We start from the raw sequence: 22,737 nt of genomic DNA on the forward strand, positions 1-22,737 counted from the left end.
CGCCACTCCTCATGGAGTGGCCGATGGCGACGGACGTGATTTCAGAGAGCGGCGCGAAAAGCGATTTCTGGCAAGGGGTTAGGCTCTCCATGCCGGTTGTGGTGGCGTCGGCGCCGTTCGCGGTGCTGTTCGGTGCGCTCGCCGTCGACAATGGGTTTTCGGTCCTTGAAGCCTTCCTGATGAGCGCGCTGGTCTATGGCGGCGCCAGCCAGATGGTCGGCATCCAGTTGTTCGGCCAGCATGTCGCGCCATGGTTGGTCGTGCTCTCGATCTTCGCCGTGAATTTCCGTCACGTGCTCTATTCCGCCGGCATCGGCCGGCGCATCGCGCACTGGCCTGTCATCAGCCAAGCACTCGGCTATTTCATCCTCACCGATCCGCAATTCGCGGTCGCCGAGGCACGCGCGCAATCCGGCCAGACTGTGGGCTTCGCCTGGTATCTGGGGCTTGGCCTGCCGGTCTATCTGTTCTGGATCGTCGAAAGCGCGCTCGGTGCGCTGTTCGGCAAGATCATTCCAGATACGCATGCGCTGGGCATCGATTTCCTGCTGCCGATCTATTTCCTCGGCCTTGTGATGGGCTTCCGCAAGCGGCCGCTGTGGCTGCCGGTGGTCGTCGCCAGTGCCTGCGCGTCCATCATTGCCTACAAGACGGTGGGTTCGCCCTGGCACGTCTCCATCGGCGCCATCGCCGGCGTGCTGCTGGCTGTCATCCTGCCGCCGCACCATAGCGGCGTGGAGACAAGGCCATGAGCACGACATTCTGGATCATCATCGCCGGCGCGATCGCCACCTATCTCACGCGCATCGGCGGGCATCTGGTCATCTCCCGCTTCGACCACATCCATCCGCGCGTCGAGGCGGGCCTCAACGCGGTGCCGGCGGCAGTGCTGACGACGCTGGTGGCGCCGGAACTGCTGAATGCCGGACCGGCGGAGTGGGCAGCGCTGGTTGTCACGGCGGCGGTTTCGTTGCGTGGCGGGTTGATGGCGATGTTTTTGACGGGTGCTGCGGTGTTGATTCTGGCGCGGCAGTTCGTGGGATGATCTCGCCAGCGTGATCGTTTGCCCCATTTGACCTGCCGTCCTTCGCAGCGTGCATGGCGGCTTGGCCCATGCATTGGTCTCAGACTAGGTTGCGTCGGTCGACCCCCACTCCGTCTCGGCTTCGCCGAGCCACCTCTCCCCCGATCGACGGGGTAGAGGAAAGGCGCCAGGTTTTATGCCGTCAACGCTCGTCCAGCAAAGCTCCCTTCCTTTCCCTCCGGAGGGGGGAAAGGTGGCGCTGCGAAGCAGCGACGGATTGGGGGAACCACCTGGCAATCAAGCCTCGCACAGATCCGTCACCGCAGTCACAAAAGATGTGTGCATCGCCTAGCGCAACGGGGAGAAAGATGCTCAAATCTTCGCGTCGTGCGGCAGTGGTGCCGTCGCCTTTTCCAGCCAGGCCAGTGTTTCGCCGTCGAGCATCGGCCCGATCTCGGCCGCGACGCGGGCGTGGTAGGCGTCGAGCCAGTGCAGTTCGTCACGGGTCAGCAAGTCCGATCGCACCAGCCTGACGTCGATCGGCGCCAGCGTCAGCGTCTCGAAAGCGTGCATGGCGATGTCGCCGCCCTCGATCTGTTCGGCCGGCGTCACCAGGATGAGGTTCTCGATGCGGATGCCGTAGGCGCCTTCCTTGTAATAGCCGGGCTCGTTGGACAGCATCATGCCTTCGAGCAGCTTTTCTGTGCCGGTGCGGGCGATGCGCTGCGGCCCCTCATGCACGGCAAGATAGGAGCCGACGCCATGGCCGGTGCCATGGGCGAAGTCGCAGCCATGCTTCCACAGCGCCATGCGGGCGACGGCGTCGATCTCGGAGCCGCGCGTGCCGGCGGGGAAGCGTAGCGTGGAAATGCCGATCATGCCTTTCAGCACCAGCGTGAAGCGCTCGCGCATCTCTTCGGTCGGCTGGCCGATCGGCACGGTGCGGGTGATGTCCGTCGTGCCGTCCTGGTATTGCGCGCCGGAATCGAGCAGGAACAGTTCGCCAGCCCGCAGCTTGCGGCTGGTGGCGCGCGAGACGCGGTAATGCATGATGGCGCCGTTCGGGCCGGCGCCGGAAATGGTGTCGAAGGAGACATCGCGCAGCGGCATCTGGGTTTCCTCGCCGGTTTGCCGGCGTGTTTCTTCGAGCCTGGTGACGACCGCTATCTCATCGAGCGAGCCGGGCTTCTGCCGGTCGAGCCAGCACAAAAGCTTGGCCACCGCCGCGCCGTCGCGGCGATGCGCGGCGCGCGAGCCGTTGATCTCGGCCTGGTTTTTGGTGGCGCGTGGGATGCGGGCAGGGTCGGGCGCGGCAATCACCGTGCCGCCATTGTCCTCGACCAGCATGCGCAGCCGGTCGGCCGCCAGCACCGGATCGAGCGCGATTTTCGCGCCGCTTTTGGCAAGTGCTGCGATCGCGGCTTCGAATTCGCCGGGCTCATGCGGATCGGCAAGCTGGGTGAGGTAGGCGGCGACCTGGCGCGAGAACTTGCGGCTGTCCATGAACAGCTGGTGCGACCCGTCTGCGGCGAGAATGGCGAAGCCGAGCGCCAGCGGCGTGTGCGGCACGTCGCCGCCACGGATGTTGAAGGCCCAGGCGATGGAGGAGGGGTCGGTCAGCACCGCATGGGTGGCGCCTTCCTTGCCGATCGCCGTCGCCAGCCGCGCCAGCTTGTCCTTGGCGAGCTCGCCGGCAAAGCCGATCGGGTGCAGCTCGACCGGGGTCACGGGTGCGCCGGGCTGATCCTTCCAGATGATGTCGATCGGGTTCCTGTCGAGCGGCACGAGCACCGCGCCGATCTTGTCGGCGGAGGCCTGCAGCGCCTTGACCTCGCCGATCGTGTGCAGCCAGGGATCGAAGCCCAGCCGCGCCCCTTTGCCCAGGTGATCCCTGAGCCAGACGGCAGGCGGGTTGTCGACGAGGCTTTCGATCGAGAAGATGCCGAGGTCGACTTCGCCCCGCACCTGCAGCGTGTAGCGCCCGTCGACAAAGACAAAGGCACGGTCGCGCAGCACGATGGCGACACCGGCCGAGCCGCTGAAGCCGGTCAGCCATTTCAGCCGTGCAGATCGATCGGCCACGTATTCGCCCTGGTGCTCGTCGGCGCGCGGAACGATGAAGCCATCGAGGCCATTGTCGCTGAGCCATTGGCGCAGCAGCGCCACGCGCGGCTTGCCGACCGCCGGGTCGCCCGCGGAATCGAAGGTCTGGAACATGGTGGGCCTCCTTGGTATCCGCGCGACCGTAACCTATGGGCCTGGAAAAGCGGAATCGATTTCCAGCTGGCGCAAACTGCTACAGCGACTGCCGGGTGACAACCAAATGAGACTGGTCCAGCCATGGCGTGAAAGGGGGCGCCGGCATTCTCTCGGTGATGCCGCCTTGCCAACACGCATCAAGTTCTAGGAATTAACCTACGAGGATCGGCAACCGGCTTGCCGGCCTCAATGCTTCAGGTGGATCGTCACCCAGCCCTCGCGGTGCAAGGTACTGATATGGCGAAAGTTCTGGCCGACATAGGCCGAGATCACCGCGTCACGCTGACGGTCGAGGATGCCCGACAGCACGATCGAGCCGCCAAGCGCGATATGGCCGGCCATTTGCGGCGCCAGCCGCATCAGCGGCCGCGCCAATATGTTGGCGACGATGAGATCGAAGGGCGCGCGCCTGGCAAAGATCGGGTGGTGAAAGCCCGGCGCGGTCACTGTCTCGATCAGGCCCTTGACGTGGTTCAGCCGCGCATTGGCGGCGGCGACCCTGACCGCCACCGGATCGATGTCGGTGGCCAGCACCGGAATATGCGCCAGCTTGGCGACCGCGATCGCCAGCACCGCGCTGCCGGTGCCGAGGTCGAGCGCGTTGCGCGGGTGCTCGCGCCGCACGACTTTCTCCAGCATTTCGAGGCATCCGGCGGTGGTGCCGTGATGGCCGGTGCCGAAGGCAAGGCCGGCCTCGATCTCGATGGCGAGCTCGCCGCTGTGGCGCTTCCTGCTGTCATGCGCGCCGTGGACGAAGAAACGGCCGGCGCGCACCGGCTTCAGGCCTGCCAGCGAGCGCGCCACCCAGTCGATGTCGGGCAGCGCCTCGCGCTCGACAGGTCTCGACAAAGCGAGGCCGGCGAGAATGTCCTTCAGCCGCGCCTCGACCGCGTCGACGTCGCCGTCGGCGTAGAGCGAGACCTCGTGGATGTCGGCGTCTTCGTCGACTTCCAGCACGGCGATCGGCAGGCCTTCCTCCTCGAAGGCCGTTTCGAGAGCGGCGAAAATGCGGTCGGCCTCGATCTTTCCGGTGGTGAAGTGGAGCCGCGTCTGGGTCATGTGAATTTATGTTCCTCCAGGCTTGATCTTGTCCGAAAACCGGTTCCACTTTCCGGGATCAAGCTCTAGCCCTTCGCGGCGAGGCGCTTCAGCTTCTCCACGGCGGTGCTGGCGTTCTCGCCATAGGCGATCGTGCCGGCGAAGTCGCCCTTGGCGTTGAGCAGCAGCACAGAGGCGGTGTGGTCCATCGTGTAATCGCCATCGCCGGTGTCGACCTTTTTCCAGTAGATGCCGAACGACTTGGCCATGGCGTGGACCTTGTCCGGGTCGCCTGATATGCCGACGATGCGGTCGGAGAAATTGCTGACATAGGCGTTCATCACCTGGGGCGTGTCGCGCTCCGGATCGACAGAGACGAAATAGGCGTGCAGGCTCTTGCCGTCGTCGCCGAGCGTCTTCAGCCAGCCGGAGAGTTCGAACAGCGTGGTCGGGCAGACTTCGGGGCAATGGGTGAAGCCGAAGAAGACGACGCTGGGCTGTCCGCGGAAGGCGGCCTCGGTGATCGGGGCGCCTTTCTGGTCGACAAGGGTGAAGGGCGCGCCGAACGGTTCGCCGCCATAGTGGCCGCGATACCAGTCGAAGGTCAGCCAGCCGATGCCGGCGGCCATCAGAACGAGAATGCCGACCAGGATAGAACGCATCATCAGAAATGTCCGTCTGTAACGTCATGGGGCGCCGGCCAAACCATGCGCGCCTTGTTCGGCCACAGTCTTAGCGGTTCGGCCCCGCGCAGGCAAAGTGCCGCGTTGCCGCAACCGTTGTGGTGTTGACCCATCTGCTTGCAAAGCCGCACAGTCTGCACCACCTGAGACCGGCAACTCGAACCGAGGAGGCTTCTTTGCTCGAACTGATTGGGCTCGAACTGGCCGGGCGAAAACTGATCGGCCGCGCCTTGGCCGCATGCGTCGTGCTTGGCGCCGGCAGCGCCGTTGCCGAGGAAGTCGGCAAGGTCGGCGTTGACTGGATCGGCAACGACATCATCGTCGAGGCGATCAAGGATCCGAAAGTGGAGGGTGTCACCTGCCACGTTTCCTATTTCGATCGCAGCGTCATCGACCGCCTGCACAAGGGCAATTGGTTCGAGGATCCCAGCGATTCCTCGATCTCCTGCCGTCAGACAGGTCCGATCACGATCGGGGATATTGATACGAGCGAAGGCGGCGAGGAGGTGTTCAAGCAAGGTATCAGCCTGATCTGGAAGAAGCAGGTGGTAAACCGCATCTACGACAAGGCCAACGAAACGCTGATCTATCTGTCGCATTCACGCCAGGTGCAGAACGGCTCGGCCAAAATGTCGGTCACGACCGTGCCGCTCTACGGCCAGAACGTGGTGTGGAGCAAGGGCAAACCGAAATAGGCGGGCGAACGTCTTCCTGGTCCTGTTCTGACCGATGATTGGCCGCGCCTTGCGGGACCAATCATCCCGGCGTAAAGCCGCCGGCATGGACCGTTCCGAAGATCTCGTTGCGAAAGACCCTGAGCCGCGCATCCATCCGACCGCGGAGATGAAGGGCTGCAAGCTCGGCCGCTACGCCGCGATCGGCGAACGCGTCGTGCTGCGCGAGGTCATCGTCGGCGACTTCTCCTATTTCGAACGCCATGCCGAGGCGATCTATACGACGATCGGCAAATTCTGCTCGATCGCCGCCAACAGCCGCATTAATGCGCTGGAACATCCGATCGAGCGGTTGACCCAGCACAAGGTCAGCTATCGGCCGAACGAATATTTTCGCTGGCTGGGCGTCGATGCCGCGTTCCGCGAGCGGCGGCGCTCGAAGGCCGTGACCATCGGTCATGATGTCTGGATCGGCCACGGCGCGGTCATCTTGCCTGGCATCGCCATCGGCAATGGCGCGGTCATCGGCGCCAATGCGGTGGTGACGCGGGACGTGCCGTCCTACACGATCGTCGCAGGCGTGCCGGCGAAGCCGATCAGGCCGCGTTTTGTCCCTGAAATAGCGGCGCGCATCGAGGCTCTCGCCTGGTGGGACTGGCCGGTGGAAAAACTCGCCAGGGCGGTTCCCGACATGCAGGCGATGCCGATCGAGGCCTTCCTCGACCGCTGGGAAAACGACGCCGTTTGAGTTCCGGCAGAGAACGGCAGGGCCTGGCCGTCGCGACCGTGCAGAGTATCAACAGGCCAATGCCCTGCGGGTAAGTGAAGCGGCCGGCTGTCTGGGCGCGAGTTGGCTCTTCGGGGAACTATTCTTCGCGCTTTCCGGAATGAAGCCCCTTCCGCCATGCGGGGGTGGCGCGGCGGAAGGGGCTGGAGGTAAACCGCTGTGAAGCGGAGGAACAGGCTCTTTGCCTGCAGGGTTACCATGACATTGAACCGATAAGGTGTGTTTTGCGCCGAATGCGCGCTGCGCGTGCATCCAATTGCGCCGGTTACATTCGGTTCTCGATGGGAACCCAAAGGTCCGCCGCTTGTTTCTCAATGCCGCAAACATTGAGGGCGCTCGATACATGGAAAAGCTTTTCACCAAGGCCGCCAACTGGGTCGCCCATATAACCGGCCTGCCGCTGACCTTTGCCGGCTGCTGCCTGGTCGTCATCGTCTGGGCGGTTAGCGGGCCGGTCTTTGGTTTCTCGGACACCTGGCAACTGGTGATCAACACCGGCACGACCATCATTACATTCCTGATGGTGTTCCTCATCCAGAACACCCAGAACCGTGACGGCGCGGCGATCCAGGCCAAGCTCGACGAATTGATCCGGGTCAGCGAGGGCCACAACAACTTTATCGGCATCGAACATCTGACCGAATCCGAGGTCGAGGAGATCCGCGCCAAATGCGAGCGAGCCGCTAAGCGGCACGACGAGAAGATCGCAACCACGGCGGCAAAGAAGGCGGTTGCCCAGAAGCGAGGCGCGAAAAAGAGCGCGGCTTGAAGCTCAGCCTTTCATGAACGCCGCGAATGCGTCCTTGTGGTCGGGATGCCAGCGCGACAGGGCAGGACGGTTTTCGATAATGTCGCCGATTGCCCAGGCCATGCGCTTTTCGTCCAGCGGCCGCGCCGCCTCATTGTCCGGGCACAGGATGTAGAAGTCGCGCCTGACCAGCGATTCCAGCATGAAATCGACGACCTGTTCACCCGTCCAGGCGCCAGCGGGCTTTTCCGTCGCGCCTTCGGTGAGGCCGGTATAGGTGAAGCCGGGGATGAGCAGATGCGCCGACAGGCGGCCGCCGGGCTCGTTCCTTAGCGCGTGCGCCAGGCCTTCGGTAAAGGTCTTCACGCCAGCCTTGGAAACATTGTAGGCGAGGTTGCCGGGCGGCGTGGTGATGCCTTGCTTGGAGCCGGTGTTGACGATCAGGCCCGGCTTGGCCGCCGCCAGCATGCGCGGCGCGAAGGCTTCGACGCCATGCACGACGCCCCAGAAATTGATGTCGAGCAGCCGCTTCCAGCCATCGCGGTTTTCCCAGGGCTTTCCAGGATTGTCGCCGACGCCGGCATTGTTCATCAGCAGCGAGACCTCGCCAAAGGCGCCGAATGCCCGGTCGGCGAGGCGATCGACCTCATCGGCCTTCGAAACGTCCGATGCAACCGCAAGCACGGCGTCGTCGCCGGCGATGGCGGCAACGGCCCGCGAGGCATCGTCGAGGCGCGGACCAGCGATGTCGGCGAGCACGATCTTCATGCCCATCAACGCCAGCCGTTTGGCCGCCGCGAGGCCAATGCCGCTGGCGGCGCCGGTGATGACGGCGGTATTGCCTCGGCCAAGCGCTGGCAGGGCTGTCTGGATCTCGGCGTCGGGGATCATCGGCGGTGGTTTCCTTTTTTCGAATGGCGCCGAACTTAGCGCCGGAACAGGCTTGTGCAAGCCTTTGTCGGGGCTCGTCGGGTTGACCAGTCCGCTCGTGGCTGCGCATGCTGCGACGCCAAAAGGGAGATTTCCGATTGACGGATTGGGTTGCAATTCTGAAGGAGCAGAGCGCCACCGGCGACCAGATGGGACGCGAGGTGCCACAGATGCTGGCCAACCCGGATATCAGCGAAGCTCAGGTGAAAACCTTGTTCTCCGCACTGGAAAAGCAAGCGGAGTTCGTCGAGAAACTGCGCATGGCGCTGGAGAAGTTCGGCCATGATTTCTCGATCATCAAGGCGGCGGAGCGGCTGGAAGAGCGCTACGCCGACCTTGCCGCTTCCGTGGCGGAGAAGCTGAAAGCGATGCGCGGTTAAGCAAGTCCAGGAAAGTGTGAGGTGGTTTTCCCTCAGGAATTGCGCCGGACAAAGAAGCTATTTTTCCAATACCCGTGCAAAGCGGGTGTCCGGCACCAGCCAAACCAGGGCGACGGCAACATAGAGCGCCACGCCGATCCACCGGTCGAGGAAGGCCAGCCCAACGGCCGCTACGTAGACGGCAAGCGAAATCCTTCCCTTGCGGTCGCGACCGATGGCCTTGGCGAATCCGGTATCCGGCCCATGCAGCCGATGCAGTGCAATCACCAGCATGCTGTAGGCGGTCGCACACATTACAAGGTCGAAACCGTAGACCGCGACCGGCACCGTGGCGAAATGGTTCTCGCCCATGAAGGCGGTCGTCACCGGCATTAGGGATAACCAGAACAGCAGATGCAGGTTCGCCCACAGCACGTGGCCGTCGACACGCTGCACGGTGTGGAACATGTTGTGCAGATTGTTCCAGTAGATGCCGACATTGATGAAGGAGAGCACGTAGCACAGGAAGATCGGCCACTGCGGCAGCAGGGCCGAAAAATCCTCGCCCTCCGGTACCTTCAGGTCCAGCACCATGATGGTGATGATGATCGCCACCACACCGTCGGTGAATGCCTCGACCCTGCCTTTGCCCATGATCACTGCCTCGGTCCGCGACGAATTGCCGAAAGATAGTAAATCGTTAGCGGATGTTGGCGCGCCGATAAACGGCGCACGAAAAAATCCTCAACTATATCAGGGGAAACCATACCCCCGGACCGGTGATCGTGGTGGTTGGCGTTGGCCACTTGTTGACTTTTCTTGGCGCTGCCTCTCCCCTTGCGATGCAGTCCCGGCCGAAGCAGTCGAACGGCCGGCGACCGAATGGAGGGACTGATGAAACTTCGATTTCTGCTTGCGATAGCGACCATTCTGGCCGCCGTCTTGGGGACGTCCGCCGCCGCCTTCGCCTACGGCGCCCATACCACGACCAGCCTCAACGTGCGCACCGGGCCTGGCGCGGGATACGCCAAGGTCGGGACGCTGCCGGCCGGCTTCAGGGTCGACGTGACCGGCTGCCAGCCTGGCTGGTGCAGGATCCATGGCGGCGGTGTCAGCGGCTGGGCCAGTTCCGGCTATCTCTCGCGGACCCATGTCGTGCATCCGCCGGTCATCATCGTGCGCCCGCCGCATCGGCCGCCGCACTGGCACCATCGGCCTCATCACCGTCCTCCGCACCACCGCCCGCCACACAAGCCGCGTCCCGGCAAATGCAAGATCGCGCCCGGCTTTCCCTGCAAGTAGGCCCGGTCTCCTGCAAATAGACCGCTTGCATCCAATACGGCACGAAGGGATGCCGTGACCGATCGGGGCCGCTGGCCCCGATCAGCGTTTTTGGCAATGGGCCTGGTGGGGCAAGGCCCACCGTGGTGTCAGGAGCGTGGCCGTTCACCGGAACGCCTGTCGTAAGGGCGCGTTAACGTCGCGATCCCTGAAACTGGTGACGAGGTTGGCCATGGCCTTTCGCGATTTGGCGCAGACCCAGAACGAGGCCAGCGGCGACGTCCTCGCGATCCCGGCTGTCGCGGCGATGATCGCGGTGCTGTTTGCCGGCAGCACGGTGCTGACGCCGCTCTATATCATCTACAAGCAGCAATTCGGCTTTTCGCAGATCACCTTGACGCTGATCTACGCGGTCTATGTCGTCGGCAATCTCGGCGCCTTGCTGGTGTTCGGTGGCGTGTCGGACGTGGTCGGACGCCGGCCAGCAGCGCTGGCGGCGATGATCGTGGCCATTGTCAGCGCGGTTATCTTCCTGTTCGCCGGAAATGTCGTGTCGCTCGACGTGGCACGCATCCTGAGCGGGCTTGGTATCGGCATCGGCGCGGGGACCGGGACCGCCTGGATTGCCGAGCTTCTGCCGGCCGCCGACAAATCACGTGCCAGCGTCATCACCACCAGCACCAACTTCCTCGGTCTCGGTTTCGGGTCGCTGATATCGGGACTGTTGGCTCAATACGAGCCCTGGCCGCTGAGCCTGGTCTTCATCGTCTATCTCATGGCGCTCGCGGTGGTGGCGGTCCTGGTCTGGCGCACTCGTGAGACCGTGGCGAAGCCGGGTGGCCTGGGGCGGATTTCGATGCGGCCGCACCTCTCCGTGCCTGAGAAGATACGCACGCGCTTCGTCGCGCCGGCGGTGACCGGTTTCGGCGCGATGGCGTTGGTCGGCTTCTATGCCGCGTTGGCGCCGAGCATCCTGGCGCAGCAGCTGCACGAGGCAAACCATGCCGTTGCCGGCGCTCTGTTCTTTGAACTGGCGATCGTCGCGGCGGCCAGCATCGTGGCGCTGATGCGTGTGCAGAGCAGCAAGGCCATGCTGGCCGCCTTGGCCTTGATGATCCCAAGCGTGCTGCTGGTGGTGGCGGCGCAGATGCTGGCCTCGATGGCATTGATGATCGTGGCGACGGCCTGCTGCGGTGTCGTGGCCGCCCTTGGCTACCGAGGTGGCCTGCAGGTGGTGAACGAGATCGCGCCGCAGGATCGCCGTGCCGAAGTGGTGTCCAGCTTCTTCGTCTGCTGCTTTGTCGGCAACGCCCTGCCTGTCATCGGCATCGGCGTCGTGTCGACCTATGCCAGCCCTGTCGCTGCGAGCCTGGCCTTCGCGGTCATGATCATCGTCTTCGCGCTGGTGGCGCTTGCCTTCGGGCTCAGGCAAAGACGCTGAGACAGCCGCCAACTGGCAGGCAGCGGTGCTTCAGCCGTGCGGCGTTTCAGGCGTCATGTTCGCGCGCTGGCGCGGCATGCCAAGGCCGGTGTCGGGCGGTTCGCCGGCAGCCGGCCTGTTCTCGATCATGTGCAAGCTGCGCCAGCCGCCGAAGCGGTAGTAGGCCGCGGCCAGGACCAGCGAGGCGATCGAACCGGCCGGGAAACTCCACCACAGCGCTTCCTCGCCGATCACGCCGCGCATGTAATAGGCGAAGCCGGTGCGCACGACGAGCACCGAGATCACCAGGATGATCAGCGGCGGCATCACGGCCCCCGTGGCGCGCACCGTGGCGAACAGCACAATGGTGATGCCGAACAGGATGAACGACCAGGACGCGACCGTGTTGATGTGGGCAGCGATATCGATGGCGGCGCTGTCACTGCTCAGGAACAGGCCCAGGATCGAGCGGTCGAAGACCCATAGCAGCGCGACGAGGGCGCCGGTCAGGACGAGATTGAAGCCGACGCCGGAGGCGGCAACGCGGCCGATCCGGTCCCAGCGGCCCGCGCCGACATTCTGCGCCGCCATGGAAGAGACCGCGGCGCCGATGGCGAGTGCCGGCATCTGGATGTAGGTCCAGAGCTGCGCGGCGATGCCGTAGGCGGCGGCGACCTGCGAACCATAGGAGTTGACGATGCCCATCACCGTCAGCGCCGCCGCCGAGATGACGATCATCTGCAAGCCCATCGGCACGCCCTTGAAGACGACGATGCGCAGCAATGCCGGATCCGGGCGCAGCAGAGCGAGATTGGCGCCGGCCAGCCGCAACGGATGCTTGCGCGCATAGAGCACGACGAGGATGGCGATGACGCTCACGGTCTGGCCGATCAGCGTCGAGGTGGCGGAACCCGCGATGCCGAGTTCGGGAAACGGGCCGATGCCGCGGATGAGCAGGGGATTGAGCACGATGTCGAGCACCACCGCCAGCGCCATGAAGATGAAGGGCGTGCGGGAATCTCCGGCACCGCGCAGCACGGTCATGACGAAGGACAGAAGGTTCATCATCGGCACGGCGACGAAGATGATGCGCAGGTAGGAGCGCGCCAGCGGCAAGGCGTCGGCCGGCGTGCCAAGCGCGCCCAGGATGGCATCGACCCAGATCCAGCCGAAGACCGCGAACACCACCGAAACGAGGAAAAAGAAAGTGGCGCTGGTGCCGACGATGCGGCGCGCCTCGGGCAGGTCGCGAGCGCCGACCGACTGCGCCACCAGGATGGTGGCCGCCATGCCGATGCCGAACACCGTGCCGAGGATCAGGAACAGAACGAGGTTGGCGTTGGAGGTCGCGGTCAGCGCCGATTCGCCGAGGAATCGGCCCACCCAGACGGCATTGACCGAGCCGTTCAGCGATTGCAGCACATTGGAGCCGAGCACCGGCAGGGCGAACAGCAGCAGCGTGCGCGGGATCGGGCCGCTGGTCAGGTCGCCGGTGCGCCGACGCGCGGGCATTTTTTCGTCCATAACTAAGGCCTATCTCTAGTCCGGTGCGCGATGATCGCAGATTCAACCTGACAGGTCGATGTAGGCGGACGGTCCAAGGCGCTCGCGCCATGATGGGACATCATCGACCTCGACAGCCGGGTCAACGGAGCCCGCCCAGGTCTTCGTGCGGCCCAACCTGTCGGCCGCCGGCAAGATCATGGCCGTGTCGAGCAGGACGGCCAAGCCGATCGATGCGGGCGTGCCGAAGGACGCCGCGTTCTTGAAGTAACTGCCTTCACGACCTGCTCAGGCGGACGCGCCAGGCGCGCCCGCTTGTGCGGTGATCGTTACTTCTTGCCGAGACCCGGCAGCGTCACCCGATAGACCAGGAACATGGTGTCGACATCGGCGCCGTCATCGGCCTTGTAGGGGGCGCCGACCTGGAAGCCGTCCTGGGCGAGGAAGTCATTGTCGTTGCCGACGAACAGGAAATAGTCGTCGGGCAGCTTCGGATCGAGGACGCTGGCGACCGACATCGCTTCCCACTTTTCCGAGAGCTCATTGTGGTCCTTCGCCCCACCATTGTGCAGGCCGAAGCGGCCAAGCTCAGCGGCGTCGTTGATGTCGATGAACGGTGTCAGCTTGGCCGGCGTCACCGACGGGTCGAGCACGCCCTTGGGCGCGACCGGCTTGTCGGCGGCATCGAAAGGCCCGCCGGCGATGTCGGTCGCGCCGGACAGGTCGACGATGTTGATCTGGCGGTAGAGTGACGCGTCACCCTTCTTCAGGCCCTGGCCGTTGCCGCTGTCGCGCGCCAGCATCAGGAAGGACGTGTCCGAAAGCGCCACGATCTCGCTTTGCGCGGCGACCTTGGTCTTGCCCTTGGCATCCTTGAACACCGGCAGCGGCACGACATATTCATGCGCGAGCTTCAGATGGGCGAGGTCGGAGGCATCATAGACCAGCGCCCGGGTATTCTGCCGTGTCGAGGGTGAATCGCCGCCATCCTGCCTCGGAGCCGACTGCAGCACGGCGATCAGGAACTTGCCGTCCGGTGTCATCGCCATGCCTTCGAGACCCTGGTTGTTCTGGCGCCCGGTTTCGGGATCCTTCGGATCAGGGTCGGCGGCGCCAGGGCCGGGATTGTCGGAGGAGAAGTTCGGCGCGCCCTTGCGCATCGGCACGAGGGCCGCCGGCGGCTGGGTCGCCGACATCAGGCGGCCTTGCGCGGAGAACCTGTAGATGTTGGGGCCGTACTCGTCGGAGATGAACATCGAACCGTCGGGCAGCCGCACGATAGCCTCAGTGTCGAGGGCGAGCTTGCCGTTGGTGGCGACGGGCAGCATCGGCATGTCGCCGGCGGCCGGGCGCACATCCGACAGCGGATCGAGGCCGGTGGCATCGGCGCCCTTGTCGTCGGTGAGAAGCATGGTTTCGGCAAGCGTCGCCTTGACGCCCGTCTGCTCCTGGCCGGCGGCGGGAGCAGCGCCCGGCGCGAGAGGCGTGAACTCGATGCCGATGGTGTTGAGGCGCGGCCGGTAGTCGGTGGTGCCGGCGACATTGTAGCCACGGTCGGGCAGGAGCCAGAGCGATCCCTTGTAGGTGCCCGCATCATGTGTCCAGCCGGATGTGTCGATCGCCATGCCGGAGCCCGAGCCGAAGGTCTCGCCGAACTTGCCGCGCTGGTCGGCCGGGATGCGACCGACGCCGACCAGGCCCTTGTTGATGTAGGCCACGCCGTCGGCAAGCGCCGGGGTGAGAGCGGTGAAAAAGGCCAGGGCGACGCCGAGCGAGGCGGTTCGGGACAGATGTTTCATGGACAATCCTCTTTGTGACGAAGCATGCCGGAGCGGCCGAAGGACAAACGGAAAGAGGTGCCGCATCGATGATGCCGCGCGCGCCTCCCCGAAAGCGATCTAAGGCGTCAACATGATGCTTGCGTGACAGCGCGCCATGCCGACCAGCAGCGGTCTCCAAGTGCCGATGAAACGCTGGACGGCATGAGATTGCTGATGGCCCATCTGCCGCATTCAACGTACTAGACACTTATGTACAGTGCATATAGAGTGCTGGCTCTGACAGACCGGGAGGAAGTCTTGAAGTCGCACTACCGCGCAGTTGTCATTGGGGGTGGCGTGGTGGGCGCCTCGGTGCTCTACCACCTGACGCGGTTCGGCTGGAGCGATGTGGCGCTGATCGAGCGCGCCGAACTGACCGCCGGCTCGACCTGGCACGCGGCGGCCGGTTTCCATGCGCTCAACGCCGATCCCAATGTCGCTGCGCTGCAGGACTACACCATCAACCTCTACCGCGAGATCGAGGCCGAATCCGGCTGGGATATCGGGCTGCACATGACCGGCGGCGTCAACATCGCCAGTGATCCGGCGCGCTGGGAGTGGCTGAAATCGGCCTGGGCGGTGTTCCAGTCGGTCGGCATCGAGACGGCCCGGCTGGTTACGCCCGACGAGATCAAGGCGATCTGCCCGATCGTCGACGTCACCGGCGTGCTCGGCGGCCTTCATGACTCCAACGAAGGCCATCTCGATCCATACGGCACGACGCACGCCTATGCCGGCGCCGCCAAGAAGCGTGGCGCCGATGTCATCCTGCGCAACCGCGTGGTCGAGCTGAAGGCGCGCGCCGACGGCCAGTGGGATGTCGTCACCGAGCAGGGCACCATCGTTGCCGAGCATGTCGTCAACGCCGGCGGGTTATGGGCCAAGCAGCTCGGCCGCATGGCTGGCGTCGACCTGCCGGTGACACCGATGGAGCACCATTATTTCGTCACCGAGGACATTCCCGAGATCGCGGCGCTGGACAGCGAAATCGGCCTCGCCGTCGATCTCGACGGCTTCTCCTACCTGCGCCAGGAGCGCAAGGGCGTGCTGCTCGGTGTTTACGAGCAGAACCCGAAGCACTGGAACATGGACGGCGCGCCGTGGGACTATGGCATCGAGCTGATCCCGGAAGACATCGACCGCATCAGCCCGGAACTCGCCAAGACGCATGAACGCTTTCCCTGCCTGGCGACGGCCGGCATCCGCAAATGGGTCAACGGCGCCTTCACCTTCACCCCCGACGGCAATCCGATCGTCGGTCCGGTGCGCGGCTTGAAAAATTACTGGGTCGCCTGCGGCGTCATGGCCGGCTTCAGCCAGGGCGGTGGCGTCGGCAAGTCGCTGGCCGAATGGATGATTTACGGCGAGCCGCGGGCCGACATCTTCGGCATGGACATCGCCCGCTACGGCGCCTTCGCCGCCAACCGCGAATATCTCAGGCAGACGACACGCCAGTTCTATTCACGCCGCTTCGTCATGACCTTTCCCAATGAGCGATTGCCGGCGGGCCGGCCTTTGAAGCGCCCGGGCGCCTATGACGGCATGGCTGCTGCCGGCTGCGAATGGACGGCCTCGTGGGGGCTGGAAATCCCGGCCTATTTCGCGCCGATGGGTTTTTGCGAGAACACGACGCTCAAGCGCTCCAACGCCTTCGACATCGTCGGCGACGAAGCGCTGCAGGTGCGCCGTGCCGCCGGCCTCATCGATATCTCGGCCTATTCGCGCTACTCGATTTCAGGGCCGGGCGCCGAGGCGTGGCTCGACCGGCTGCTTGCCTGCCGGCTGCCGAAAGCCGGCCAGGCGCGGCTGGCGCCCATGCTCGGGCCGGACGGGCGCTTGAAGGGCGATCTCACCGTCATCAACTGGGGCGGCGGCGACCATTGGCTGATGGGCTCCTACTATCTCAGGGAATTTCACCTGCGCTGGTTCGAGAGCCATGCCCGAGCGGGCGTCACGGTCACCGACATTTCGGATGCCATGAGCGGCTTCCTGCTGACCGGACCGAATGCGCGCAAGATCCTGGAGCGCACGACGCATCAGGACGTGTCGGGCAAGGCGCTGCCGTTCATGGCCTGCGGCGCGTTCGATGTCGGCATGGTGCACACGCGGGTTGCCCGTCTCTCCATCGCCGGCGAACTCGGCTTCGAGATCAGCTGCCCCATGACCATGCACGCCACATTGCGCGAAACGCTGCTTGCCGCCGGCGAGGACCTCGGCCTGGCCGAGATCGGCTATTACGCGCTCAACGCGCTGCGGCTGGAGAAGAGCTTCGGCATCTGGTCGCGCGAATTCACGCAGGGCTACACGCCCGGCCAGACCGGGCTCGATCGTTTCATCGCCTTCGACAAGGGGGATTTCGTCGGCCGCGACGCGGCGCTGAAGGAACGAGACGCCGGCGCCGCGCAGCGGATCGTGACGCTGGAGATCGACGCCGTCGATGCCGATGCCAGCGGCTTCGAGCCGGTCTGGCATGGCGACCGGCGCGTCGGCTTCGTCACCTCCGGCGGATTTGGCTACACGATCGGCAAGAGCGTCGCGCTGGCGTTGGTGGACGACGATTTCGCCGGGGAGGGGACGGCGCTTTCGGTACACATTGTCGGCGTCGAACGGCCTGCGCGGGTCATCTCTGCCTCGCCCTATGATCCCCAGGGCAAGGCGATGCGGCAATGAGGAGGAACTTCCGATGATCGATGAGGCGGTACGAGACAGCAGGCGCGAACGCCGGCGCGGACGCACCGGCGAGGCGGGCAGCGAATCCAGCCGCAAGCCCAATTACCGGTCGCTGAAGAATCCATTCCTCCCGCAGCCGATCTTTTCCGACGACCAGGTGGCGTCGATCCACGACACGGCGCTGCGGGTGCTGGAAGAGCTCGGCATCAAGGTGCTGCTGCCGCAGGCGCGCGAAGTGCTCGCCCGCGCCGGCGCGCTGGTCGATCCCGAGACCGACATGGTGCGCATCGGCCGCGACATGGTGATGGCAGCCTTGGCCTCGGCGCCGCGATCGATCCACGCCAATGCAGGCGCGCGTGCTCGCGATCTGTTGCTCGAACTGGGTTCGATGACATTCCTGGCGGGCTCCGGCGCGCCCAATGTCACCGATCTCGACCGCGGCCGGCGACCCGGAACGCTGGTCGCTTTCGAGGAGCTCATCAAGCTGGTGCAGCATTTCGATGTCTTGCACATGCTGGGGCCGTGCATCGAGCCGCAGGACATCGACAACCGTTTTCGCCACTATGCCGTCAACCGGGCGCAGCTGACCCTGTCGGACAAATTCCCGTTCGTGTTCGCACGCGGCACGCCGCAGGTCGATGACAGTTTCGAGATGATCAGGCTGGCCCGCGGGCTGTCCGAAGACGAGTTCCACTCCGGCGCGCATTGCTACACCGTCATCAACACCAACTCGCCGCGCCAGCTCGACATCCCGATGGCGCAAGGCATCATCGATTTTGCCAAGGCGGGGCAGGTGCTGATCATCACGCCGTTCTGCCTGGCCGGTGCGATGGCGCCGATCACGGTGGCCGGCGCCCTGACGCTGCAGCATGCCGAAGCGCTGGCCGGGCTGACGCTGGCGCAGATCGTGCGGCCGGGCGCGCCGGTGGTCTACGGTTCCTTCTCCTCCAATGTCGACATGAAATCGGGCGCACCGGCGTTCGGCACGCCGGAGCATGTCAAGGCCACACTGGGCGCGGGCCAACTGGCGCGCTTCACCGGTCTGCCATGGCGCTCGGGCGGCGGCAGCGCGGCCAACATTTCGGACGCGCAAGCCGCGCACGAGACGCAGTTCGCGCTTTGGGGCTCGGTGCTGTCGGGCGCCACCGTCTGCATCCATGCGGCCGGCTGGCTGGAAGGGGGCTTGAGTGTTTCCCTTGAAAAGCTGGTTACCGATATCGAGGCGCTGCAGACTGTCGCCGAACTCTGCGCCGCGACGCCCGGCGACGACGACGCAATTGGCTTCGAGGCGATAGCCGAAGTGCAGCCGGGCGGCCACTTTTTCTCGGCTGGCCATACGATGGCGCGCTACCGCACCGCCTTCTATGAACCGCTGGTGGCCGACTGGTCGAATTTCGGCAACTGGACGCAAAGCGGCTCGAAGAACGCCACCGAACGCGCCACCGGCATCTGGAAGCGCATCCTGGCCGATTTCGAGCCGCCCGCTTCGGCCGCCGCCACTTCAGGTGTGCTCGACGCATTCATCGCCCGGCGCACCGAAGAGGGTGGAGCGGCACCGGTTTCCTGAAGGCCGGCAAATGCGCGCCAAGACGTCTGAAGCTGGCTCAATTCAAGCAGCCATTGGCAATCCACGCGTCTCGTGCAGAAATGAGCGGCATGCGCGAAGCTTTGATCGCAACGGTGATCTTCCTGTGCCTGGCGGGGGCAGCTTTCGCCGCCATGGCGGTCTGGCCCAGGATGCCGGTCAGGCATCGCGACGACGATACGAATGCCGTGGTCCGGCTCGCGGCCAACCTGTTCGGAGTGATGACCTCGCTGATGCTTGGGCTGATGATCAACTCGGCCAAGAACACCTTCGAGTCGATCGATCACAATGTGCATGCCTATGCGACGGAGCTGATCCTGCTCGACAGGACCCTGCGCCAGTACGGACCGCAAACCGACACGGTGCGCCAGCCGCTGGTCGCCTATGTGCAGAGGGTGGTGGCCGACGCCATGCAGAGCGACGAAAGGCCTGCCGCCGGCAACGAGTTGTCCGAACATCTGTTGACGGAGATCGGCACACGGCTGAGCGCGCTGCCGCCGGCCGACGCGGCGCGCGCCTCCGTCTTGCAGGACGCCCGTCAGCGGCTGCAGAAAGTGCTGGAACTGCGCTGGGTGCTGATCGAGCAGTCGGAGGGCACGATCCCCTGGCCGCTGATCGTCATGCTGGTTACGTGGCTGGCGCTGATCTTCGCCAGTTTCGGGTTCAGGGCGCCGAGGAATGCGATCACTGCCGCGACCTTCATGGTCTCGGCCGCGCTGATTGCCGGGGCGATCTACCTGATCCTGGACATGGATGTGGCGTTCTCCGGCCCGATCCAGATTTCGTCGGCGCCGCTGGAGCGGGCCTTGGCGGAATTGCAGCGATGATGCGGAACCGGCGGCATTCCCCAGACATTCATCGGGATGGCCAATGGAGGACGACATGGGTTTCGACCAGTATCACGAACCGCCGGAAGAACTGTCGCAGCAAGTGCGCACCTTCGCCCGCATGATCGCCTCGCTGATCGAGGAGGCGGAAGCGATCGGCTGGTACGAACAGCGCATGTCGGTGGAGAAGGACCCGCAAGCCAAGGCGATCATGAAGAACGCGCAGAGCGAGGAGTTCAAGCATTTCGGCATGGACCTCGAATTCCTGCTGCGCCAGAAGACGGACTGGCGCGCGGAACTGAAGGAAATCCTGTTTACGACAGGGGATATCGTGAAGGCCGGTGAGCGGGGCGAGAAGAAGGTGGATTGAGCGACGTCGCCGGCTTCTTGTCAAAGCCACGCCTCACCTCACACAGCCGCTACAAACCCGTCCAGCACGCGCTTTTGGCCGGCCTTGTCGAAGTCGATGGTCAGCTTGTTGCCTTCGATGGCCGCAATGTTGCCGTTGCCGAATTTCTGGTGGAAGACGCGGTCGCCGACGCTGAAGGCCGACGGCGTGTCGGAGACGGATTTGGCGACCAGTTCGCCGTCGATGGTGCGGCCCTTTACGCTGGTGCGGCCGGCGCCGTAGCCGGAGTCTGTCTCGCCATAGCCGATGCGCTCGACCTGATGGCCCGAGCGCGTGCCCCAGTTGCGGTCGGTCGCCTCGGTGCGGTTGGCCTGCGCGCGCTGCCAGCCGGGCGTCGAATAGGTGTTGGAGAAGGCGCCGGATTTTTCCGCGCCGCCCGAATTGCCGCCGATATTGTCGAAGCGCGAGGCGCCATAGGGGTTCTGTCTTCCTGCCCCTTGGCCGCCGCCACGGCCGGACGCGAACGAGCCGCCGCCATAGGGGTTGCCGTAGCCGCCATAGGAATTGCCGGCTTCGGCGACCTCGACATGGGCTTCCGGCAGTTCCTCCAAGAAGCGTGACGGGATGGTCGATTGCCACAAGCCGTGGATGAGGCGGTTGGAGACGAACCAGATATGCAGGTTCTTCTTGGCCCGCGTCAGGCCGACATAGGCGAGGCGGCGCTCTTCCTCGAGCCCCGAACGGCCGCCTTCGTCCAGCGCGCGCTGATGGGGAAACAGGCCTTCCTCCCAGCCGGGCAGGAAAACGGTCTCGAATTCGAGGCCCTTGGCCGAGTGCAGCGTCATGATGGAAACGGCATCGAGCCCGGCATTCTGCTCGGCATCCATGACCAGCGCGACATGTTCGAGGAAGGAGCGCAGCGATTCATACTCCTCCATGGAGCGGATCAGTTCCTTCAGGTTCTCCAGCCGACCGGGGGCTTCCGCCGAACGGTCGTTCTTCCACATGTCGGTGTAGCCGCTCTCTTCGAGAATGGTCTCGGCGAGCTCGGTGTGCGGGGTGGTTTCCAGCGCCTTCTGCCAGCGTTCGAAATTGGCCGCGACCTCGCGCAGCGCAGCGCGCGGTTTCGGCTTCAACTCGTCGCTTTCGGCGAGCGTGCCCGCCGCCTCAAGCATCGGGATGCGCATGCCGCGCGCCGTGTCGTGGATCTGGCGGATGGTCGCTTCGCCCAGGCCGCGCTTGGGCACATTGACGATGCGCTCGAAGGCGAGGTCGTCGGTGCCGTTGGCGACGACGCGGAAGAAGGCCAGTGCGTCGCGGATTTCCATGCGCTCGTAAAAACGCGGGCCGCCGATGACGCGATAGTTCAGGCCGAGCGTGATGAAGCGATCCTCGAAGGCGCGCATCTGGAAGGATGCGCGCACGAGGATCGCCATGTCGTTCAAATTATGCTTCTGGCGCTGGTAGGCCTCGATGGTCTCGCCGATGGCGCGGGCTTCCTCCTCCGAATCCCACGCGGCGTGGACGTTGACCTTGCCATCCTCGGGATCGTTGCGGTCGGTGAACAGCGTCTTGCCGAAACGGCCCTCATTATAGGCGATGAGATGGGAGGCGGCGCCCAATATGTGCGCGGTCGAGCGGTAGTTGCGTTCCAGCCGGATGATGGTGGCGCCGGGGAAATCCTTGTCGAAGCGCAGGATGTTGTCGACCTCGGCACCGCGCCAGCCATAGATGGACTGGTCGTCGTCGCCGACGCAGCAGATGTTAACGGTGGCCCTGTCGCGCGAGGCGCCCCCCTCTGTCCTGGCGGACATCTCCCCCTCAAGGGGGGAGATCGGCTTGCCTTCCGGCCGCTGCGCGAGCAGCCGCAGCCACATGTATTGGGCGGTGTTGGTGTCCTGGTACTCGTCGACGAGGATGTATTTGAAGCGCCGGTGATAGTCCTTCAGCACATCGGGATTGGCGCGGAAGATGCGGATCGGGTGGCAGAGCAGGTCGCCGAAATCGCAGGCGTTGAGCGTCTGCAGACGCTCCTGATAGGCCTTGTAAAGCTCGCGGCCCTTGCCGTTGGCGAAGCTGCGCGCATCGCCCTCGGCGATGTCGGCCGGACCCTGGCCCTTGTTCTTCCAGCCGTCGATCATCTGGGCGAACTGTTTTGCGGGCCAGCGCTTGTCGTCCAGGCCCTCGGCCTGGATCAGCTGCTTGATCAGCCGCACGACGTCGTCGGTGTCGAGGATGGTGAAGTCGGATCTCAGGCCGGCAAGCTCGGCATGGCGGCGCAGCAGCTTCACGCCGATCGAGTGGAAGGTGCCGAGCCACGGCATGCCCTCGACATTGCCTTCGCCGATCAGGATGCCGATGCGCTGCTTCATCTCGCGCGCGGCCTTGTTGGTGAAGGTGACGGCCAGGATCTGCGAGGGGAAGGCCCTGCCGGTGGCGAGGATGTGGGCGATGCGGGTGGTGAGCACGCGAGTCTTGCCGGTGCCGGCGCCGGCCAGCACCAGAACCGGGCCTTCGGTGGTCTCCACCGCCAGCCGCTGCTCGGGGTTCAGCCCCCTGAGATAGTCCGGCGCATTGTTCTGGCCGCCGCGGGCAGCCATGGCGCGCGCGGCAATGCCCGACGGGGCCGTGGGCCGCGCATTGGGTTCGTCGAAAAAGGGCATGTCTTCGGAAAAGCCGGACATCTCCCCCGAATGTAGTGATTCGGGAGGGAAAGACCAGAACTGTCTACGTTTTGTTCCGGTAAAGTGCCTGATACGGCCACTCGAGCGATATGGCGG

Annotated in this window: 20 protein-coding genes; 12 read left to right on the top strand and 8 right to left on the bottom strand. The window is 64.6% G+C overall.

The window, feature by feature from the left end; genetic code table 11:
- Window positions 1-23 precede the first annotated feature (23 nt).
- Together EN845_RS15085 and EN845_RS15090 are read left to right on the top strand one after the other, a co-directional pair.
- A complete protein-coding gene (locus EN845_RS15085; RefSeq protein ID WP_127871683.1) occupies window positions 24-752 on the top strand; it encodes an AzlC family ABC transporter permease in 729 nt (242 codons plus the stop codon).
- Entirely contained in the window at window positions 749-1,045 is a 297-nt protein-coding gene (locus EN845_RS15090; RefSeq protein ID WP_127279896.1) for an AzlD family protein, read from the top strand. Before EN845_RS15085 ends, EN845_RS15090 begins: the two co-directional genes overlap by 4 nt.
- Before the next feature lie 351 nt (window positions 1,046-1,396).
- On the opposite strand, the gene EN845_RS15095 is transcribed toward EN845_RS15090, so the two are convergent.
- From EN845_RS15095 to EN845_RS15105, 3 genes are all read right to left on the bottom strand, one after another.
- Entirely contained in the window at window positions 1,397-3,241 is a 1,845-nt protein-coding gene (locus EN845_RS15095) for an aminopeptidase P family protein (RefSeq protein ID WP_127871682.1), read from the bottom strand.
- 228 nt (window positions 3,242-3,469) lie between these two features.
- Window positions 3,470-4,342 (bottom strand): 50S ribosomal protein L11 methyltransferase, encoded by an 873-nt coding sequence (locus EN845_RS15100; protein WP_127871681.1) that lies wholly within the window; start codon window positions 4,340-4,342, stop codon window positions 3,470-3,472.
- A gap of 65 nt (window positions 4,343-4,407) precedes the next feature.
- On the bottom strand, window positions 4,408-4,986 hold the full coding sequence (locus EN845_RS15105; RefSeq protein ID WP_127871680.1) for an SCO family protein: 579 nt from the start codon (window positions 4,984-4,986) through the stop codon (window positions 4,408-4,410).
- A 194-nt stretch (window positions 4,987-5,180) separates the two neighbouring features.
- Here EN845_RS15105 and EN845_RS15110 point away from each other — a divergent pair, with 194 nt between their 5' ends.
- From EN845_RS15110 to EN845_RS15120, 3 genes are all read left to right on the top strand, one after another.
- A complete protein-coding gene (locus EN845_RS15110; protein ID WP_127280861.1) occupies window positions 5,181-5,699 on the top strand; it encodes a CreA family protein in 519 nt (172 codons plus the stop codon).
- Between the two features lie 85 nt (window positions 5,700-5,784).
- On the top strand, window positions 5,785-6,426 hold the full coding sequence (locus EN845_RS15115; protein ID WP_127871679.1) for a DapH/DapD/GlmU-related protein: 642 nt from the start codon (window positions 5,785-5,787) through the stop codon (window positions 6,424-6,426).
- 382 nt (window positions 6,427-6,808) lie between these two features.
- The gene (locus EN845_RS15120) at window positions 6,809-7,234 is read left to right on the top strand and encodes a low affinity iron permease family protein (protein ID WP_127871678.1); all 426 of its coding nucleotides are present in this window, start codon (window positions 6,809-6,811) and stop codon (window positions 7,232-7,234) included.
- Between the two features lie 3 nt (window positions 7,235-7,237).
- Here EN845_RS15120 and EN845_RS15125 read toward each other — a convergent pair whose 3' ends face one another.
- Window positions 7,238-8,104 carry an SDR family NAD(P)-dependent oxidoreductase gene (locus EN845_RS15125; protein WP_127871677.1) on the bottom strand — a complete coding sequence of 289 codons (867 nt, stop codon included), beginning with the start codon at window positions 8,102-8,104 and terminating at the stop codon, window positions 7,238-7,240.
- A gap of 137 nt (window positions 8,105-8,241) precedes the next feature.
- On the opposite strand from EN845_RS15125, the gene EN845_RS15130 reads away from it, so the two are divergent.
- Window positions 8,242-8,523: a hypothetical protein gene (locus tag EN845_RS15130; RefSeq protein ID WP_127871676.1), complete on the top strand. Its 282-nt coding sequence runs from the start codon at window positions 8,242-8,244 to the stop codon at window positions 8,521-8,523.
- A 57-nt stretch (window positions 8,524-8,580) separates the two neighbouring features.
- Here EN845_RS15130 and EN845_RS15135 read toward each other — a convergent pair whose 3' ends face one another.
- Window positions 8,581-9,156, bottom strand: coding sequence for a TMEM175 family protein (locus tag EN845_RS15135; protein WP_127871675.1), 576 nt, complete (start codon window positions 9,154-9,156; stop codon window positions 8,581-8,583).
- A gap of 240 nt (window positions 9,157-9,396) precedes the next feature.
- Between EN845_RS15135 and EN845_RS15140 the strand changes: the two genes are divergently transcribed.
- The gene (locus EN845_RS15140; protein WP_127871674.1) at window positions 9,397-9,804 is read left to right on the top strand and encodes an SH3 domain-containing protein; all 408 of its coding nucleotides are present in this window, start codon (window positions 9,397-9,399) and stop codon (window positions 9,802-9,804) included.
- Between the two features lie 211 nt (window positions 9,805-10,015).
- The gene (locus EN845_RS15145; RefSeq protein WP_127871673.1) at window positions 10,016-11,224 is read left to right on the top strand and encodes an MFS transporter; all 1,209 of its coding nucleotides are present in this window, start codon (window positions 10,016-10,018) and stop codon (window positions 11,222-11,224) included.
- Window positions 11,225-11,254: 30 nt separating this feature from the next.
- Here the strand turns inward: EN845_RS15145 and EN845_RS15150 are convergent, their stop codons facing one another.
- Both EN845_RS15150 and EN845_RS15160 read right to left on the bottom strand, forming a co-directional pair.
- Window positions 11,255-12,715, bottom strand: coding sequence for an MATE family efflux transporter (locus tag EN845_RS15150; protein ID WP_245511748.1), 1,461 nt, complete (start codon window positions 12,713-12,715; stop codon window positions 11,255-11,257).
- Window positions 12,716-13,035: 320 nt separating this feature from the next.
- Window positions 13,036-14,505 carry an esterase-like activity of phytase family protein gene (locus EN845_RS15160; RefSeq protein ID WP_127871671.1) on the bottom strand — a complete coding sequence of 490 codons (1,470 nt, stop codon included), beginning with the start codon at window positions 14,503-14,505 and terminating at the stop codon, window positions 13,036-13,038.
- Window positions 14,506-14,784: 279 nt separating this feature from the next.
- Here EN845_RS15160 and EN845_RS15165 point away from each other — a divergent pair, with 279 nt between their 5' ends.
- The 4 genes from EN845_RS15165 (at window position 14,785) to EN845_RS15180 (ending at window position 19,978) form a co-directional block, all read left to right on the top strand.
- Window positions 14,785-17,196, top strand: a complete 2,412-nt coding sequence (locus tag EN845_RS15165) for an FAD-dependent oxidoreductase (RefSeq protein WP_127871670.1) — start codon at window positions 14,785-14,787, stop codon at window positions 17,194-17,196.
- A 13-nt stretch (window positions 17,197-17,209) separates the two neighbouring features.
- On the top strand, window positions 17,210-18,763 hold the full coding sequence (locus tag EN845_RS15170; protein WP_127871669.1) for a trimethylamine methyltransferase family protein: 1,554 nt from the start codon (window positions 17,210-17,212) through the stop codon (window positions 18,761-18,763).
- A gap of 89 nt (window positions 18,764-18,852) precedes the next feature.
- Window positions 18,853-19,608: a DUF4239 domain-containing protein gene (locus EN845_RS15175; RefSeq protein ID WP_127871668.1), complete on the top strand. Its 756-nt coding sequence runs from the start codon at window positions 18,853-18,855 to the stop codon at window positions 19,606-19,608.
- A gap of 55 nt (window positions 19,609-19,663) precedes the next feature.
- Complete coding sequence (locus tag EN845_RS15180; protein WP_127871667.1) at window positions 19,664-19,978, top strand: hypothetical protein; 315 nt, start codon at window positions 19,664-19,666, stop codon at window positions 19,976-19,978.
- A 38-nt stretch (window positions 19,979-20,016) separates the two neighbouring features.
- Here EN845_RS15180 and EN845_RS15185 read toward each other — a convergent pair whose 3' ends face one another.
- Window positions 20,017-22,641 (bottom strand): UvrD-helicase domain-containing protein, encoded by a 2,625-nt coding sequence (locus EN845_RS15185; RefSeq protein ID WP_127871666.1) that lies wholly within the window; start codon window positions 22,639-22,641, stop codon window positions 20,017-20,019.
- Window positions 22,642-22,737 lie beyond the last annotated feature (96 nt).

This window comes from Mesorhizobium sp. M8A.F.Ca.ET.202.01.1.1, from assembly GCF_004791595.1.
In the GTDB taxonomy this organism is placed as follows: domain Bacteria; phylum Pseudomonadota; class Alphaproteobacteria; order Rhizobiales; family Rhizobiaceae; genus Mesorhizobium.

Excerpts from the sequence above, each read along its gene's own strand:
- EN845_RS15085 (WP_127871683.1), top strand. The coding sequence starts at position 24 with ATGGCGACGGACGTGATTTCAGAGAGCGGCGCGAAAAGCGATTTCTGG.
- EN845_RS15090 (WP_127279896.1), top strand. The coding sequence starts at position 749 with ATGAGCACGACATTCTGGATCATCATCGCCGGCGCGATCGCCACCTAT.
- EN845_RS15095 (WP_127871682.1), bottom strand. The coding sequence starts at position 3,241 with ATGTTCCAGACCTTCGATTCCGCGGGCGACCCGGCGGTCGGCAAGCCG.
- EN845_RS15100 (WP_127871681.1), bottom strand. The coding sequence starts at position 4,342 with ATGACCCAGACGCGGCTCCACTTCACCACCGGAAAGATCGAGGCCGAC.
- EN845_RS15105 (WP_127871680.1), bottom strand. The coding sequence starts at position 4,986 with ATGATGCGTTCTATCCTGGTCGGCATTCTCGTTCTGATGGCCGCCGGC.
- EN845_RS15115 (WP_127871679.1), top strand. The coding sequence starts at position 5,785 with ATGGACCGTTCCGAAGATCTCGTTGCGAAAGACCCTGAGCCGCGCATC.
- EN845_RS15120 (WP_127871678.1), top strand. The coding sequence starts at position 6,809 with ATGGAAAAGCTTTTCACCAAGGCCGCCAACTGGGTCGCCCATATAACC.
- EN845_RS15125 (WP_127871677.1), bottom strand. The coding sequence starts at position 8,104 with ATGATCCCCGACGCCGAGATCCAGACAGCCCTGCCAGCGCTTGGCCGA.
- EN845_RS15135 (WP_127871675.1), bottom strand. The coding sequence starts at position 9,156 with ATGGGCAAAGGCAGGGTCGAGGCATTCACCGACGGTGTGGTGGCGATC.
- EN845_RS15140 (WP_127871674.1), top strand. The coding sequence starts at position 9,397 with ATGAAACTTCGATTTCTGCTTGCGATAGCGACCATTCTGGCCGCCGTC.
- EN845_RS15145 (WP_127871673.1), top strand. The coding sequence starts at position 10,016 with ATGGCCTTTCGCGATTTGGCGCAGACCCAGAACGAGGCCAGCGGCGAC.
- EN845_RS15150 (WP_245511748.1), bottom strand. The coding sequence starts at position 12,715 with ATGCCCGCGCGTCGGCGCACCGGCGACCTGACCAGCGGCCCGATCCCG.
- EN845_RS15160 (WP_127871671.1), bottom strand. The coding sequence starts at position 14,505 with ATGAAACATCTGTCCCGAACCGCCTCGCTCGGCGTCGCCCTGGCCTTT.
- EN845_RS15170 (WP_127871669.1), top strand. The coding sequence starts at position 17,210 with ATGATCGATGAGGCGGTACGAGACAGCAGGCGCGAACGCCGGCGCGGA.
- EN845_RS15175 (WP_127871668.1), top strand. The coding sequence starts at position 18,853 with ATGCGCGAAGCTTTGATCGCAACGGTGATCTTCCTGTGCCTGGCGGGG.
- EN845_RS15180 (WP_127871667.1), top strand. The coding sequence starts at position 19,664 with ATGGGTTTCGACCAGTATCACGAACCGCCGGAAGAACTGTCGCAGCAA.
- EN845_RS15185 (WP_127871666.1), bottom strand. The coding sequence starts at position 22,641 with ATGTCCGGCTTTTCCGAAGACATGCCCTTTTTCGACGAACCCAATGCG.